The sequence below is a fragment of the Rhizobacter sp. P2_H2 genome (assembly GCF_056403375.1).
In genome coordinates this window covers 1-13,667 of sequence record NZ_JBFUFP010000052.1, presented here as the reverse complement: position 1 = coordinate 13,667, position 13,667 = coordinate 1, and the positions used below count along the sequence as shown (strand labels likewise).

The 13,667-nt window shown below is 67.2% G+C and carries 12 protein-coding genes and 1 pseudogene; 3 read left to right on the top strand and 10 right to left on the bottom strand.

Annotation, left to right across the window (positions count from 1 at the left end):
• From AC1D15_RS05920 to AC1D15_RS05910, 3 genes and pseudogenes are all read right to left on the bottom strand, one after another.
• Positions 1-335, bottom strand: a pseudogene (locus tag AC1D15_RS05920) (hypothetical protein); the annotation flags it as partial.
• Between the two features lie 14 nt (positions 336-349).
• Positions 350-787, bottom strand: a complete 438-nt coding sequence (locus AC1D15_RS05915; RefSeq protein WP_477825272.1) for a cupin domain-containing protein — start codon at positions 785-787, stop codon at positions 350-352.
• 116 nt (positions 788-903) lie between these two features.
• Positions 904-1,659: an SDR family oxidoreductase gene (locus AC1D15_RS05910; RefSeq protein WP_477825271.1), complete on the bottom strand. Its 756-nt coding sequence runs from the start codon at positions 1,657-1,659 to the stop codon at positions 904-906.
• Positions 1,660-1,825: 166 nt separating this feature from the next.
• On the opposite strand from AC1D15_RS05910, the gene AC1D15_RS05905 reads away from it, so the two are divergent.
• The gene (locus AC1D15_RS05905) at positions 1,826-3,379 is read left to right on the top strand and encodes a winged helix-turn-helix domain-containing protein (RefSeq protein WP_477825274.1); all 1,554 of its coding nucleotides are present in this window, start codon (positions 1,826-1,828) and stop codon (positions 3,377-3,379) included.
• Positions 3,380-3,716: 337 nt separating this feature from the next.
• Here AC1D15_RS05905 and AC1D15_RS05900 read toward each other — a convergent pair whose 3' ends face one another.
• A complete protein-coding gene (locus AC1D15_RS05900) occupies positions 3,717-4,640 on the bottom strand; it encodes a LysR family transcriptional regulator (RefSeq protein WP_477825270.1) in 924 nt (307 codons plus the stop codon).
• 111 nt (positions 4,641-4,751) lie between these two features.
• Here AC1D15_RS05900 and AC1D15_RS05895 point away from each other — a divergent pair, with 111 nt between their 5' ends.
• Complete coding sequence (locus AC1D15_RS05895; protein WP_477825269.1) at positions 4,752-5,642, top strand: MBL fold metallo-hydrolase; 891 nt, start codon at positions 4,752-4,754, stop codon at positions 5,640-5,642.
• A 49-nt stretch (positions 5,643-5,691) separates the two neighbouring features.
• Here AC1D15_RS05895 and AC1D15_RS05890 read toward each other — a convergent pair whose 3' ends face one another.
• From AC1D15_RS05890 to AC1D15_RS05880, 3 genes are all read right to left on the bottom strand, one after another.
• Positions 5,692-7,842, bottom strand: a complete 2,151-nt coding sequence (locus AC1D15_RS05890) for a glycoside hydrolase family 28 protein (protein ID WP_477825268.1) — start codon at positions 7,840-7,842, stop codon at positions 5,692-5,694.
• A gap of 271 nt (positions 7,843-8,113) precedes the next feature.
• Complete coding sequence (locus AC1D15_RS05885) at positions 8,114-8,830, bottom strand: FadR/GntR family transcriptional regulator (RefSeq protein ID WP_052212876.1); 717 nt, start codon at positions 8,828-8,830, stop codon at positions 8,114-8,116.
• Between the two features lie 53 nt (positions 8,831-8,883).
• Positions 8,884-10,023, bottom strand: a complete 1,140-nt coding sequence (locus AC1D15_RS05880) for an FAD-dependent monooxygenase (protein WP_477825267.1) — start codon at positions 10,021-10,023, stop codon at positions 8,884-8,886.
• A gap of 152 nt (positions 10,024-10,175) precedes the next feature.
• On the opposite strand from AC1D15_RS05880, the gene AC1D15_RS05875 reads away from it, so the two are divergent.
• The gene (locus AC1D15_RS05875; RefSeq protein WP_477825273.1) at positions 10,176-10,790 is read left to right on the top strand and encodes a TetR/AcrR family transcriptional regulator; all 615 of its coding nucleotides are present in this window, start codon (positions 10,176-10,178) and stop codon (positions 10,788-10,790) included.
• Here the strand turns inward: AC1D15_RS05875 and AC1D15_RS05870 are convergent.
• From AC1D15_RS05870 to AC1D15_RS05860, 3 genes are read right to left on the bottom strand one after another with little or no spacing between them, the layout of a single operon-like run.
• On the bottom strand, positions 10,787-11,713 hold the full coding sequence (locus AC1D15_RS05870; protein ID WP_477825266.1) for an NAD(P)-dependent oxidoreductase: 927 nt from the start codon (positions 11,711-11,713) through the stop codon (positions 10,787-10,789). The two genes, AC1D15_RS05875 and AC1D15_RS05870, sit on opposite strands and share 4 nt — an antisense overlap.
• A complete protein-coding gene (locus tag AC1D15_RS05865; RefSeq protein ID WP_477825265.1) occupies positions 11,710-12,408 on the bottom strand; it encodes an RraA family protein in 699 nt (232 codons plus the stop codon). The genes AC1D15_RS05870 and AC1D15_RS05865 overlap by 4 nt, the downstream gene beginning before the upstream one ends.
• 44 nt (positions 12,409-12,452) lie before the next feature.
• Positions 12,453-13,445: a tripartite tricarboxylate transporter substrate binding protein gene (locus tag AC1D15_RS05860; RefSeq protein WP_477825264.1), complete on the bottom strand. Its 993-nt coding sequence runs from the start codon at positions 13,443-13,445 to the stop codon at positions 12,453-12,455.
• Positions 13,446-13,667 lie beyond the last annotated feature (222 nt).

The following is a 13,667-nucleotide window of genomic DNA, read 5'->3' as shown; positions in this document are numbered from 1 at the left end:
GCGCCGTAGCTGATCGCCACATAGACCTCCGCCGTTCCCGGGCGGGCGACCATGTCTTCGACCGTGAGCCTGGCGCCGCCGACCTGCCTTGAAAGCAGCGCATCGAGATCGAAGATGTTGAAGGTCGTGCCGGCCGACCTTTGCGGCGCCTGCGACAGCGTGATCGCGTGGACGCGCCCGGCTTTCCAGTCGGCGACGAACAGGACATTGCCGGGTCCGGCAGCCAGGCGGGATATCGACTTGATTTCTGCTGCCGAAGCATTCATGGCGAGACTGAGACCACAGGCAGTGGCAAGGTAAAAGGAAAGGGAAGGGGCGATGACGGAGAGACGCATGGGGAATCCTTCGTTCAACGCACGGGCGTCAAGACCGGAGCACCCTTGTTCTTCACAAGGAACACCACGAACTTCGCCGGCCGGGTCGTGCTGGCATTGCGGCCAACGACATGCACGTCGTCGGGCCCCTCGTAGAAGCTTTCACCTGCCTGCAGCGCCACGGGCTGGCCACCCTTGAGCTGCATCACGATCGAGCCCTCCAGGACGTAGACGAATGCGTGCGCGTCGTGGCGATGAACTTCGTCCGTGCTGCCGGGCGGGTAGACGACTTCCAGCATCAGGCCTTCCTTGCCCGGCAGGTCGGGGAGATCCTTGAGCGCCACCTCCTTGACCTGTGCATGCGGCGCCGCGTGCGAGTGGGGCGCGGCCAGCACGCCCAGCAGCAGCGCGCTGGCCACGGCAAGGGACTTTGCGTAGAGGGGAGGCTGCCTGTGAAGGGTGTGCTGAGTCATGGAGGCTCCTGAAGGTGTGATGGGATGGAATCGCAGCCATCGTAGGAATTGGAGTGCCGGCGCGCTAGACGCGTCGGGGGGATCGGTCTGTTGCCCGTGGGGCACCAATCGCCTGCTCAGGTCGGCGCGGCGCTGGCAGCCAGCCAGTCCTCGAAGCGGATCGCACCGAGGCGAGCGTTGTCCCCGGCTGTGAGCGACCGATCGGAGAGGAGAGCGCCGAAGTAGCGCGCGTGAACGTCCGCCACGACCTTGCGCGAATCACGCGTCGCGCGCAGGAAACGCCTGCCCAATTCGTCGAGCGGAATGGCCTCCGGGCCGCCGACTTCGACCGTGCCGTTGAGCGGCGGTGCCACTGCGAGCTCGGCGAGCGCCGCCGCCACGTCGGTCGACGCGATCGGCTGGATCAGCGCCGGCGACAGGCGGATCTCGTCGCCGACCACGCCCGCCTGGGTGATCCCGCCGACAAACTCGAAGAACTGCGTCGCACGCAGGATGGTGTAGGGGAGGGTGGACGCCTTGATGAGCCTTTCCTGCGCGACCTTCGCTCGGAAGAATCCGCAGTCGGGAAGCCGTTCACTGCCGACGATCGACAGGGCGACATGGTGGCGCACGCCGGCGGCAGCTTCTGCTGCCAGCAGGTTGCGGGTCGACGTCTCGAAGAAATCGAGGACGGCCTGGTCTTCCCAGTTCGGCGCATTCGCCACGTCGACGACCACATCGGCACCGTCGACCGCCTGGGCCAGGCCCTCGCGGGTGATGGCGTTCACGCCCGTGGCGGGCGAGGCTGCGAGCACGTCATGGCCGCGCGCCCTGAGGTTCTTCACCAGTTTCGTTCCGATGAGGCCGGTGCCTCCGATCACGACAAACTTCATGGCTTCTCTCCGATTCTTTCGACCGCAACCGTTGCCGTCGATGTGCATGGAGATTGCCTGCGCGCTCCGCGGAAGTCCTTGCCATTGCCTTGGATTTCCCTTCAGGAACGCCTGCTTGTTCGTCCAGAACGCGTTGCCGTACCATCCTCCGACGGGGGACGACACCGTGCAGTTCATGTTTGGAGACTACGTGCTCGACCCGGAGCGCCGGGAGCTTTCGCATCGCGCGCAAGTCATGCCGGTCGGGCCGCAGGTGTTCGATCTGCTACTGCATCTCGTCAGGAGCCGCGACCGCGTCGTCAGCAAGGACGACCTGCTCGCGGCGGTATGGAGTGGCCGGGTGGTCTCGGAGTCGACGATCACCAGCCACATCAACGCGGTTCGCAAGGCCATCGGCGACAGCGGCGAGGAGCAGCGCCTGGTCCGGACGATCGCCCGCAAGGGGTTCCGCTTCGTCGGCGAGGTCCAGGTCGGCGAACACGCCCCCGGCGAACCAAGGGAACTGCCGCCCGCACTCGCCCTTCCGGACAAGCCCTCGATGACCGTGCTGCCCTTCCACAACCTGAGCGGCGATCCCGAGCAGGAGTATTTCGCCGACGGCGTGGTGGAGGACATCATCGCCGCGCTGTCGCGCCTGCGCTGGCTGTTCGTCATCGCGCGCAATTCGAGCTTCACCTACAAGGGCAGGGCGGTGGACGTGAAGGAGGTCGGCCGCGAGCTGGGCGTGCGCTACGTGCTGGAAGGCAGCGTGCGCAAGACCGGCAGCAAGGTGCGCATCACCGGGCAGCTCATCGACGCGACGAGCGGCACGCATCTGTGGGCCGAGCGCTTCGAAGGCACGCTGGACGACATCTTCGAGCTGCAGGATCAAATCGCCGAAAGCGTCGTCGGCGCGATCGCGCCGCAACTCGAGCGGGCGGAAATCGAGCGAGCCAAGCGCAAGCCCACGGAAAGCCTCGACGCCTACGACTACTACCTGCGCGGCACCGCCAGGCTGCACAGCGGAACGCGCGAATCCATCGAGGCGGCACTGCCCCTGTTCTACAAGGCCGTCGAGCTCGATCCGGAATTTGCATCGGCCTATGGCATGGCGGCCTGGTGTCATTTCTGGCGCAAGGTGAACGGCTGGATGACCGATCGGCCCGCAGAGATCGCCGAGGGCACCCGCCTGGCGCGGCGGGCGGTGGAGCTCGGCCGCGACGATGCGGTCGCCCTCACGCGAGCAGGCCACGCGCTCGGGCATCTCGCCGGCGACCTCGATGGCGGCATCGCGTTGCTCGACCGGGCCGTGCTGCTCAATCCGAACCTCGCCCCCGCATGGTTCCTGGGCGGATACCTGCGCGCCCTGCACGGCGAGACGGACGCCGCGATCGAGCACCTGGCGCGTGCCGTTCGCCTGAGTCCGCTGGATCCGGAAATGTTCAGGATGCAGGCCGGCATGGCGCTGTCGCACTTCTTCGCGGGGCGCTTCGATGCCGCTTCGGCCTGGGCGGAAAAGGCCGTCGGAAATCTACCGAGTTTCCTGGCCGCGGTCAGCCTGGTGGCGGCGAGTCATGCGCTTGCCGGGCGAATGGACATGGCGAGGCAGGCGATGCAGCAGGTGCGCACGCTCGACCCGTCCCTGCGCGTCTCCAATCTCAAGGACTGGCTGCCGATTCATCGCTCGCAGGACCTGGCGCGATTCGCGGAAGGACTGCGACTGGCCGGATTGCCGGAGTGACCACGGCTGCCAGTGCGCAGTCCACACGACGTTTACCGAAGTGCTTCCTCTGTGATGCGAACGTGCGCATCGGTCAGGTGCAGCCCGTATGCCTCGATATCGTCGAGACACTGATTCGCATCGACGCCAGGTGTTCGCTCGTCCCTGACGAGCTCGATGGTCTTGAATGCCGTCCAGGGCGCGTACTTCCGAGGCAGGTTCTCACCAGATGCTTGTGCGGTGAAACCGAATACGCGACCAGGACCTCTGAAGATATGTATTTGCATTTGTCGTGTCAGTAGTTGTGATCCGAAACATCGAACAAACCTCCTTTCCCCGGTTGATGAAGTGAATTCTCTCAAAGGGGCGATGCCTTCAGGGCGAGGTCCCACGGCGCCTCCTCTCCCGCGAAGCGCTCCGCGAGGAAGTCCACCAGCATGCGCAGCGCCAGCGGTTGATGCTGGCGTGAGAGGTAGAGGGCGTGGATGCCCAGCACGTCCGGCTCGTGGTCGGGCAGCAGCGGCACCAGGCGGCCGGCGCGCAGGTCGTCGCCGAGGTAGTAGGTAGGCAGCATGCCGATGCCGGCGCCCGACAGCACGGCGCGCCGGAGCACCGCGGTCTCGTTGGTATGGAAGGCCCAGTCGACCGACACCACGATCTTCTCGCCACCGCGCGTGAAACCGTAGTGCTTGCCGATGCCGAAGGCATGGGCCACGCAGCGGTGTCGACGCAACTCCTCGGCCACCTGCGGCACGCCGTGCTGCTGCAGGTACCCGGGTGAGGCGCACAGCATCGATCGGCATTGCGCCAGCGGCCGCGCGATCATCGTCGCGTCCAGCGTGTTGGTGATGCGCACCGCGAGGTCGACGCGCTCCGCGACCAGGTCGGTGACCTTGTCGCCCACCGACAGCATCACCTCCACCTGCGGGTGCAGGCGCTGGAAATCCACCAGCGCGCTGGTGAGCTGGGCCTCGGCGAAGGAGCCGGCGGTGGTGACGCGCAGCAGCCCCGCCGGCTCACGGCTGCGCTCGCCGGCCAGGTGATGGACCTCGTCCGCGATGCCGAGCAGCTGCCGGCACGACGGCAGTGCCGCCGACCCGGCATCCGTGAGGCTGACGCGCCGCGTGGTCCGGTGCAGCAGGCGGGCGCCGAGCCAGTCCTCGACCGCCGCGAGGTAGCGGCTGACCATCGCGACCGACATCTCCAGGCGCTCGGCAGCCTGGGTGAGGCTGCCGAGATCGGCCACCTCGACGAACACACGCACGGCGGTCAGACGGTCCATTTCATCGATCCATGCAACAACGATTCAACTGTAGCAAGCTTTATCTACTGTATCGATGCAAATAGAGTTCGTCCGGTCGCAAACAGTGTTTCAACCCTCACGGAGATCTCCATGTTCCAGTTCAGCACCTTCGTCCGCGTTTTCCTGCCCGCCCTGGCGCTGGGCGTCGTCGCACCCACGGCTGCCGTGGCGCAGAGCCAGCCTGCGCTGAGCCTGAAGGTCTACAACGCCGACGGCAACAGCTTCAACGTCAACGCCGTGGTGGTCAGCGGCAAGACCGAGGCCATCGTCATCGACAGCGGCTTCACCCGTGCCGATGCGCTGCGCGTGGCGGCCAACGTGCTCGACAGCGGCAAGTCGCTGCGCACCATCTTCATCAGCAACGCCGACCCGGATTTCTACTTCGGCGCCGAAGTGCTGAAGGCGTATTTCCCGCAGGCCCAGGTGCTGACCACCCCGGCCGTGCGCGAGAAGATCCAGGCCAAGCTGGCGGGCAAGCTGGCGTTCTGGGGCCCCAAGATGGGCACCAATGCGCCGCAGAAGCCGATCGTGCCGGAACTGCTGCAGGGCACGACGCTGAGCGTCGATGGCGAGACGATCGAGGTTCGCGGTATCACCGGTGAACTGGCCCATCGCCCCTACGTGTGGATTCCGTCGATCAAGGCCGTCGTCGGCAACATCGCGATCTTCGGCAACCTGCACGTGTGGACCGCCGACACCCAGAAGGCCAGCGAGCGCAAGGCATGGTTCGCCCAGCTCGACGAGATCGAGGCGCTGAAGCCCGCCACCGTCGTGCCCGGCCACATGGCCGCCGGCACGGCGCTCGACGGCAGCAGCATCCGCTACACCCGCGACTACCTGCAGCGCTTCGATGTGGAAGCGGCGAAAGCCAAGAGCGCCGCGGAGCTGATCGACGCGATGAAGAAGGCCTACCCGCAGGCCGGGCTGGGCATCGCGCTCGACATCGGCGCCAAGGTGGCCAAGGGCGAAATGCAGTGGTGAACCCGGGGCAGTGGTGAACCCGGGCGGCCCGGCGGGCCGCCCGCAAGCGTCACCAGCCGGTGCCTGCCGGGCTCGTCGACGACGGGAAGTCGACGTAGGCGCGACTGCAATCCACGACCCTCGACGGATGGACGTAGGGCGTGGCCTTGCCGGTGACCGTGACCCGGTTGTCGGCTGACGGCAGGATCGGCAGGTTGACCCGATCGAGGGTGAGCTGAGCGTCCGACGCGATGACCCGCACCGCATCGGGCGAATCGGTCACCACATTGGTCAGCGACATGACCAGCGGATGGGCCGGGAGGCTGAAGCCGCCCGTGTCGGCCGCGAAGCCGCGCAGCGTGATGGCCGTCTGGCCCTCGATGGAGATGCTCGCCAGGAAGATGTCGTGGAAGTTGGGGACCAGCGGCCCGCCAGCAGGCAGTGCCTTGGTGCTGTAGTACGGCGTGTACAGCAGCGCATTGGTCACGTTGCGCATGCAGATGTTGTCGACGTGGATGTTGCTGACCTCGCCGCCGCGCGCGTAGTCGGACTTGATGCGCAGGCCCTCCTCCGAGCCGTCGAAGCTGTTGTCGTACACGTGGACGTTCTTCACGCCGCTGTTCGTCTCCGAGCCGATCGAGATGCCATGACCCCAGTAGATGTGGTTGTGGGCGATGACGATCCCCCACTTGCGGTCGGAGCGCACGTCGCGGTCGCCGTCGATGCCCGCGAGGCCTGAATTGGCGGGGCTCGGGTTGTTGCTGCCCTTGAGCACGATGTCGTCGTCGCCGGTGCTCACGAAGTTGAACGCGAAGACGACGTTCTTCAGGTAGCCGTCGAACGAGATCTTCGCGGCGGACTTCGTCGTGCTGCCGGTGGTCAGCGCTGCCGAGGTCGCGCTCTTGGCCGAGCCGGGGTCGAAGGCGTCGGTGTTCTTCACGTTGTCCCGCGTGAAGGTCTCGCCGGTGTAGAGCGGGTTGCCGTTGCCGGCAGGGTTCGCGTAGGCCGCCAGCGACGGCGTCTGCACCTTCACGCCCCAGACCGTCAGGCCGTCGACGCCGCTGGGAACGACGTGGAAGTTCGCGCTGTTGTTCAGCGTGATGCGGTGCAGCGTCAGGTTCTTCGCGTAGTTGAACACCATCATGCGGAAGTTCGACTGCGAGGCCGTGCCGGTGGTGCCGTTCTGCACCATGTTGCCGAGGTAGGCCAGGTCCCACCACGTCATGTTGCGCACCGACGATTTCGAGTCGACCAGCGTGCCGCCGTCGTCGCACGGCGTGCCGTCGACGGCCTGCAGGCCCTGCGCATAGGCGGCGTAGGTGTTCGAGCAGCTCATGTCGACCTTCATCAGCGGGTACAGCTTGTTGGTCGTCACGATCTCGGCGTAGCCGCGGCTGTCGATCGCGCCGTCACCGACCACGGCCGAGTTCACGAGGTTGTCGCCGTTGATCAGCGCAGTGCAATTCCCGGAGCTGCCGGCCTTGGTGGCGCTCACCGCGGTGTTCGCGCAGTACGGTCCGGCCGGCTTGGGCGAGTAGGCCATGACGTCGCGGCTGGCGAACAGCGTCACGCCCTTGTCGATCCACAGCGTCACGCCGGAAGGCAGCGTGAGCGGGCCGCTGATGAAGGCGTTGCCCGGGCCGCTGCTGCTGACCACGAGGCGCACCGCGAAGCGGGTCGCGCGGTACTGCGGTTTGGCCAGCTCTTCTCCGGACGCGCCGGCGATGTTCCTGCCCGGATCGGCCGCTGCCTGCTGCTGCGCAGTGGCGGCTGCGTCGGCCGCCGCGATCGCGGCACCGACCTCGGCATCGACCCCCGCGCCACAGGCATCGAGCGCGGCCTGGATGCGGGCCTGGTCGGGGTTGGCCGTCGCGGCGCTGACCGCAACGCCGACGCCCGGGAGCGACGGATCGGCTTCCGGCGGCAGTGCGCCGTCGGGGCGCCGCACCAGCTTGTTGCCGGCTTCCAGCGTCGCGCAGACTTGCGCGTCGACCGGCAGCACCGGCGCGGCCGGCAGGTTCGCGTCGGTGCTGGTCGTGCCGACCTGGAAGGCGTTGCCGATGCCCGGGGATGAGCTCCCCTGGGTGCTCGCCTCGGTGGCCTCGCTCCCGTCCGCGCTGGCCTCGCCGCCTCCGCCGCAGCCGCAGAGCAGCGACACCAGCAGGCAGGCGCTCAGCGCATTCACAGACAGGAAGCGTGTGATCGACGTGTTCGAGTTCATCCGTGCTCCTTGGCGACAGAAGTGAGGGGACAACCGAATACCCGGCGATCAGTGACCGTCGTGCGAGATGTCGTGTGAGACCCGGGCTCGCAGATCACCAGGTGGGACGCGCATGAAGACCGCAGGTCGCACGGACCACCTCCTGGTGGCGTTCCGTCGACCGGCACAAGGCGTCAATTAATGCCTGACATTGTTTCCCTGGCGGGATTCATGTCAAGCAAATGTGATCAGGACAAACCCCTTGTCCATGCCTGGCGGGTCCGGTGCCGATTCAGGGCAGTTGCGTCGCTTCGAAGATGCGCCGCTTCGCGTTGCGGATGTGGCTGCGAACCGCTTCGGCCGCGTCGCCCGCAGCCCGGCGCACGATCGCGTCGATCACCGCACGGTGCTCTGCCTGGGTCTCGCGCACGCGCTCGGGACTCTTCTTGTCGTGGGCGTTGCGCGCGAGCTCGATGAACTGCCGGATGGGCGCAACGCTGGTCTCGATCGACGCCACGAAGAAGGGGTTGTGCGAGCAACGCGCCATCGCGAGGTGGAACTCCACGTCTTCGTCGATGCCTGCGTGTCCGGACTCCATCGTCACGTTGAGCGCCTCGTAGGCGGCATTCAGCGCATCGATGTCGTCGCTGTTGCGGAACTCGGCGGCAGCGGCCGCCGCACCGGCCTCCACGCAGGACCGGAAGGCGTAGTAGCACTCGATGTCGGCGAGGTTGCGAATCGGCGTCATCGCCACCACCGGCGCGCCCGGCGTGCGGATGACGCTGGTGCCGGCGCGGCGCCGCGATCCGATCACGCCGTCCGCACGCAAGCGCGACAGCGCCTCCCGTATCGTCGGCCGCGACACGCCGAAGGTGGCAGCAAGTTCGCTTTCGGTGGGCAGCTTGCCGGACGGTCCGAACTCGCCGCGAAGGATCGCCTCGACCACGAGCGCGTAGATCTGCGAGGACAGGGGCCCGACGCCCCCGGCGGGAAGCAGCAACTCGTTCATCGGCGGCAGTATAGGTGTGCCCCTGGAGGCCTCTCCGGAATAATGTCAGGCATTTATGGCGGCACCTGGAACCCGAATTCCGTCTTCGCATTTCGTGCGCGGATCGCCTCTTCGGTTCGAGGAACCAGCGTCTCGAGTCCCGTCCGCACCGCCGCGGCTTGAACTTCGTCGACGAACGGGCGGAACTGCTCGTCGTAGAGGCGGAACGCCTGCGCGTGGTCGCCGCCCGCGGCTCGCATCGCCTCTCCCAACGCGGCCGCGCCGTCGATGGCGAGCGACCCGCCCATTCCTGCCGCGGGAGACGCGCAGAAGGCCGCGTCTCCCACCAGCGCGACCCTGCCCCGCGACCACGAGGGCATCCGGACCTGGCACAGCTTGTCGAAGTAGAAGTTGTCCGAGCCGGCCATGGCCCTCAACACCTCCGCAGTCCGCCAGCCCAGGCCGGCGAACTGCTCCGTCATGATCCTGCGCTGCTGCGCCTCGTCGCGGCGGTCATATGCGATCTCGCGCTCGCAGGCAAAGCCCAGGATGATGTCGGTCCTGTTCTTGTAGGCATTGAGCATCACGGCCTTGCCCGGCACGTTGAACATCTGCGCGGTATCGCGTTCGATCAGCAACTGGTCCACGATCGCGATCGAGAAGTACTGCTGGAGAAAGTGCGTGTACTGCGCCTCCTCGCCGAACCAGAGCCTGCGCACCCCCGAATGCATGCCATCGCAGCCGAGCACGAGGCCGAACGAGCGCCGGCCGCCCTTCCTGAACGTGACGTCGACGCCGTCGATCGTCTCGACCAACCCTGCGATGCTGTCCCCGAAGACGATCTCGCATCGGTCTCCCACGGCCTCGAGCAGGATGTTCAGCAGCACGTCCCGCTCGATCTCGAATTCATCCTCCGGAGGAGGATCGCCTTCCGCTCGCAACACGAGTGCGCGCTCGGTCCGGTCATCGGCGTTCTTGAATTCCCAGCGCCGCAGGCTCAGGCGATCCGCGCGGATCCGTTCGAGGATCCCCATGCGCCTGACGATGTCGACCGTGTTCCCGCGGATGTCGACTGCCGTGCCGCCGGTGCGCAAGCCCGGACCGATCTCGACGATGGTCACGTCGTAGCCCAGCTGGCTCATCCAATGCGCGGACGAGAGCCCCGCGAAGCTCGCACCCGAGATGAGCACCTTCCTGTCGTTGCCACGGGTCATCCGCCGGTCCTTTTCTCTCTGGCGCCACATCGGGCGCGATGAGTGAAAATTGTGTACTCGATAAAAGTTTAGTGCAATACATTTTTGACTGAGTCAAAAAATGTGGCTTGACGACGGGTCTCCGGCGCGAGCTTCGGCTAAGCTTCGTGCCCATGGGCGACAGACGCGAGAGCAAGAAGCGGGAGACCCGACAGCGGATTTCCGACGTGGCGACAGCGCTGTTCTTCGAGCGCGGCTTCGAGGCGGTGACGATCGACGAAATCGCGGTGGCCGCGAAGGTGTCGAAGATGACCGTCTTCAACTACTTCTCGCGCAAGGAAGAGCTGATGCTCGATCGCGAGGACGACCTGAAGCTGCTGTCCTTCCGTCAGGCGCTGCGCGAGAGGCCCGACGGGAAACCTCCCATCGAGGCGCTGCGCGCGCTCGTCCAGGAACTGAGCGGCCAGAAGCATCCGCTGTGTTCCGTCAACACGCAGGCGGTGAACTGGTGGCGGGTTCTCGCCGCGAGCCCGTCGCTTCAAGCGCGCCTGCGCGAGCTCGGGGACGAAGCGGCCGAAGGGCTGGCGATCGAGCTGGCGGGGCCGAAGCCGGACGGCCTCACGCGACTCATGGCCGGGATGATCGTGCTGACGCTGCGCACGGCGCGCGAAGAAGCGATACGCCTGATGGAGCGCGGCGGGTCTGCGAAGAAGGCGAACGCTGCGTTCCTCGCGTTGATGGAGCAGGGCCTCTCGGCGGCCGAGACGCTGGCGGTGAACCTGGCTTAGGGTGCCTTGCCCAGGACCTTCAGCGCGTTCTCCGCCGCAGCCACACCCATCTTGACGTACGCATCCGCGGTGACGCCGCCGATGTGCGGGCTGAGCGTGATGCGCGCCTCGCCGTGGAACGGATGCGGCGAGGGCATCGGTTCGGTCGCGAAGCTGTCGAGCCCGGCCGCGGCCACCTGGCCGGAGCGCACCGCGGCGAGCAGCGCCGCCTCGTCGATGAGGCCACCGCGCGCGGTGTTGACGATCAGCACGCCCCGCTTGCAGGCGGCCAGGGTCTGCGCGTTCAGCAGCCGTGCGTTGTCGGCCGTCAGCGGGCAGTGCAGCGAGATCGCATCGGCCTCGCGCCAGATCGTCGCCAGATCGGTGCGCGCGACATGCGCCGGCAGGTCATTCGCGTACGGGTCGAAGCCGAGGACGCGCATGCCCATCGCATCGGCCACGCGCGCGAAGCGCCGGCCGATCGCGCCCAGGCCGATCACGCCGACGGTGCGGCCTTCGAGCTCGATGCTCTTGTGCGTCGCCTTGTCCCAGTGGCCGCCATGCATGCGCTCGTTCAGCATCACCACCGACTTGGCGGCGGCGAGCAGCAGCGCGAGCGCCTGCTCGGCAACGGCAGCGGCATTGGCCCCGGCCGCGGCGACGACCTGGATGCCGCGGGCCCGGGCAGCGGCCTTGTCGATCGTGTCGGTGCCGCTGCCATGCTTCGAGATCACCTTCAGGCTCGGCGCAGCGTCCATCGCGGCGGCGCCGACCTGGCTGTAGCGCACGATGATCGCCACCGGATCGTGCCGCTGGCACAGCGCGATCACGTCGTGCTCCGTCGGCGTCCTGCCGGCGAACACGACCTCGAAGTCGTCGAGCAAGGCCATCGCCTGCGGCGCCAGGTCGGCACCGGTCACGACGAACACCGGCTTGCGGCTCACAGCGTCTCTCCGGCCTGGATCACGCCGGCCGCACGCAGCGCGTCCTCCAGCCAGGCGGGCCGCAGTGCCTTGCGACTCCTGATGTCGGCAATGCGCCGCGCCTCCGCGGCGACCTTCTCGGCCGCCAGCGGCAGCAGCGCCGCGGCCCGGGCCCGCTCGATCACCGTCACGCCATCGGCGTCGCCTACCACGAGGTCACCAGGGTGGACGGTCACGCCGCCGACGGAGATCGGGTGGTTGAGCCGCCCCGGGACGAACTTCGTCGGGCCGTTCGGGTTCAGGCCCGCCGCATACATCGGGAAGCCCAGTTCGCGGATGGCCTCGCTGTCGCGCACCGCGCCGTCGATCACGACCGCCGCGATGCCGAGCGCCACGCACTGCTGCGACATGATCTCGCCCATCAGCGCGCTGCCGAGGTCGCCCTTGCCGTCGACCACGATCACGTCGCCCGGCTTCGCGATCGCCATCGCGGCATGGATCATCAGGTTGTCGCCGGGCCGGACTTCGACGGTGAGCGCCGGGCCGGCGAACCGCATCGACGGCGACAGCGGCGCGATGCGGCCGTGCAGCGCGCCGCGACGGCCGGCCACGTCGGCGAGGATCGAAGAAGGGAACTTCGAAGCGCGCTCGACGGTGGCGGCGTCGACGCGTTCGATGTCGCGCATGACGTCGGGCAATGCAGCGGCCTGGCTCATCGGGATCTCCTGGATGGGTGGTTGAACGTGCCGGCGACCCGGGGTCAGTCGACCCTGGCGCCCGATTCCTTGACGACCCCGCCCCAGCGCTGGACTTCCGTCCTGATCAGCGCGGCGAACTGGTCGGGCGTGCCGCCGGCGGCATCCGCACCCTCGTCTTCGAGCTTCTTGCGCAGGTCGGCCTGGCGCAGCGCCTTGTTGAACTCGGCGTTCAGCTTCGCGATGACCTCCTTCGGCGTGCCGGCGGGGGCCAGCAGGCCGAACCAGGTGACGGCGTCGAATCCCTTGTAGCCCGACTCGTTGATGGTCGGGACGTTCGGCAGGTCGTCGACCCGCTTCGCCGAGGTGACCGCCAGCGGACGCAGCTTGCCCTGCTTGATCTGGCCGAGCAGTGTCGGCACCGACGCCATGTAGAGGTCGACGTTGCCGCTGATGACGTCGGTCAGTGCCTGCGCGGCGCCCTTGTACGGCACATGCTGTGTCCGGATGCCGGCGGCCTTCTGGAACAGCTCGCCGGTCAGGTGCGCGACGGTGCCGTTGCCGGGCGACGCGAAGTTCAGCGCGTCGGGCCTGGCCTTCGCCGCGATGACGGCATCGGCCAGCGTCTTGTGCGGCGTGCCCATGCCGGTGACCATGACCAGCGGTGCATTCGCCAGCAGGACGATGGGCGACAGGTCCTTCTGCGAGTCGTAGGGCATCTTCGCGTACAGCGTCGCGTTGATCGCCAGGTTGCTGGTCTGGCCCAGCACCAGCGTGTAGCCGTCGGCCGGGGACTTGGCCACCGCGTCCACGCCGAGGTTGCCGCCGGCCCCCGGCTTGTTGTCGATCACGAAGGTCCAGCCCGTCGCCGCGGCGACCTTCTGCGTCGATTCGCGGGCGATGATGTCCGTTCCGCCGCCGGGCGGGAACGGCACGATGACGCGGATCGGCTTGGCCGGCCACGCTTCGGCGGACGCGCCGCTGCAAAGGGCTGCCAGCGCCAGGGCGGGCAGGAGGTGTCGGCGCAAGTGCAAGTGCAAGGGCGGGGGCAGGGGCATGTCGTCTCCGTCGTGAATCGTGTCGATCCGTCTGCCCGGATCGGTGTCGCGGGTCTGTCGATGGGCTTGAGTATTGGTGCGGCGACCTCTACAGTCCAATCGATAGTTTTTTGAAATCCATCAATGGCGCTTTTGACATGGACCTGCGCGACATGCGCTACTTCGAGACCATCGCCGAGCTGCAGCACATGGGCCGTGCGGCGGCGCGGCTGCACCGCACCC

Excerpts from the sequence above, each read along its gene's own strand:
- AC1D15_RS05910 (WP_477825271.1), bottom strand. The coding sequence starts at position 1,659 with ATGAAGTTTGTCGTGATCGGAGGCACCGGCCTCATCGGAACGAAACTG.
- AC1D15_RS05875 (WP_477825273.1), top strand. The coding sequence starts at position 10,176 with ATGGGCGACAGACGCGAGAGCAAGAAGCGGGAGACCCGACAGCGGATT.
- AC1D15_RS05915 (WP_477825272.1), bottom strand. The coding sequence starts at position 787 with ATGACTCAGCACACCCTTCACAGGCAGCCTCCCCTCTACGCAAAGTCC.
- AC1D15_RS05865 (WP_477825265.1), bottom strand. The coding sequence starts at position 12,408 with ATGAGCCAGGCCGCTGCATTGCCCGACGTCATGCGCGACATCGAACGC.
- AC1D15_RS05895 (WP_477825269.1), top strand. The coding sequence starts at position 4,752 with ATGTTCCAGTTCAGCACCTTCGTCCGCGTTTTCCTGCCCGCCCTGGCG.
- AC1D15_RS05900 (WP_477825270.1), bottom strand. The coding sequence starts at position 4,640 with ATGGACCGTCTGACCGCCGTGCGTGTGTTCGTCGAGGTGGCCGATCTC.
- AC1D15_RS05860 (WP_477825264.1), bottom strand. The coding sequence starts at position 13,445 with ATGCCCCTGCCCCCGCCCTTGCACTTGCACTTGCGCCGACACCTCCTG.
- AC1D15_RS05890 (WP_477825268.1), bottom strand. The coding sequence starts at position 7,842 with ATGAACTCGAACACGTCGATCACACGCTTCCTGTCTGTGAATGCGCTG.
- AC1D15_RS05880 (WP_477825267.1), bottom strand. The coding sequence starts at position 10,023 with ATGACCCGTGGCAACGACAGGAAGGTGCTCATCTCGGGTGCGAGCTTC.
- AC1D15_RS05885 (WP_052212876.1), bottom strand. The coding sequence starts at position 8,830 with ATGAACGAGTTGCTGCTTCCCGCCGGGGGCGTCGGGCCCCTGTCCTCG.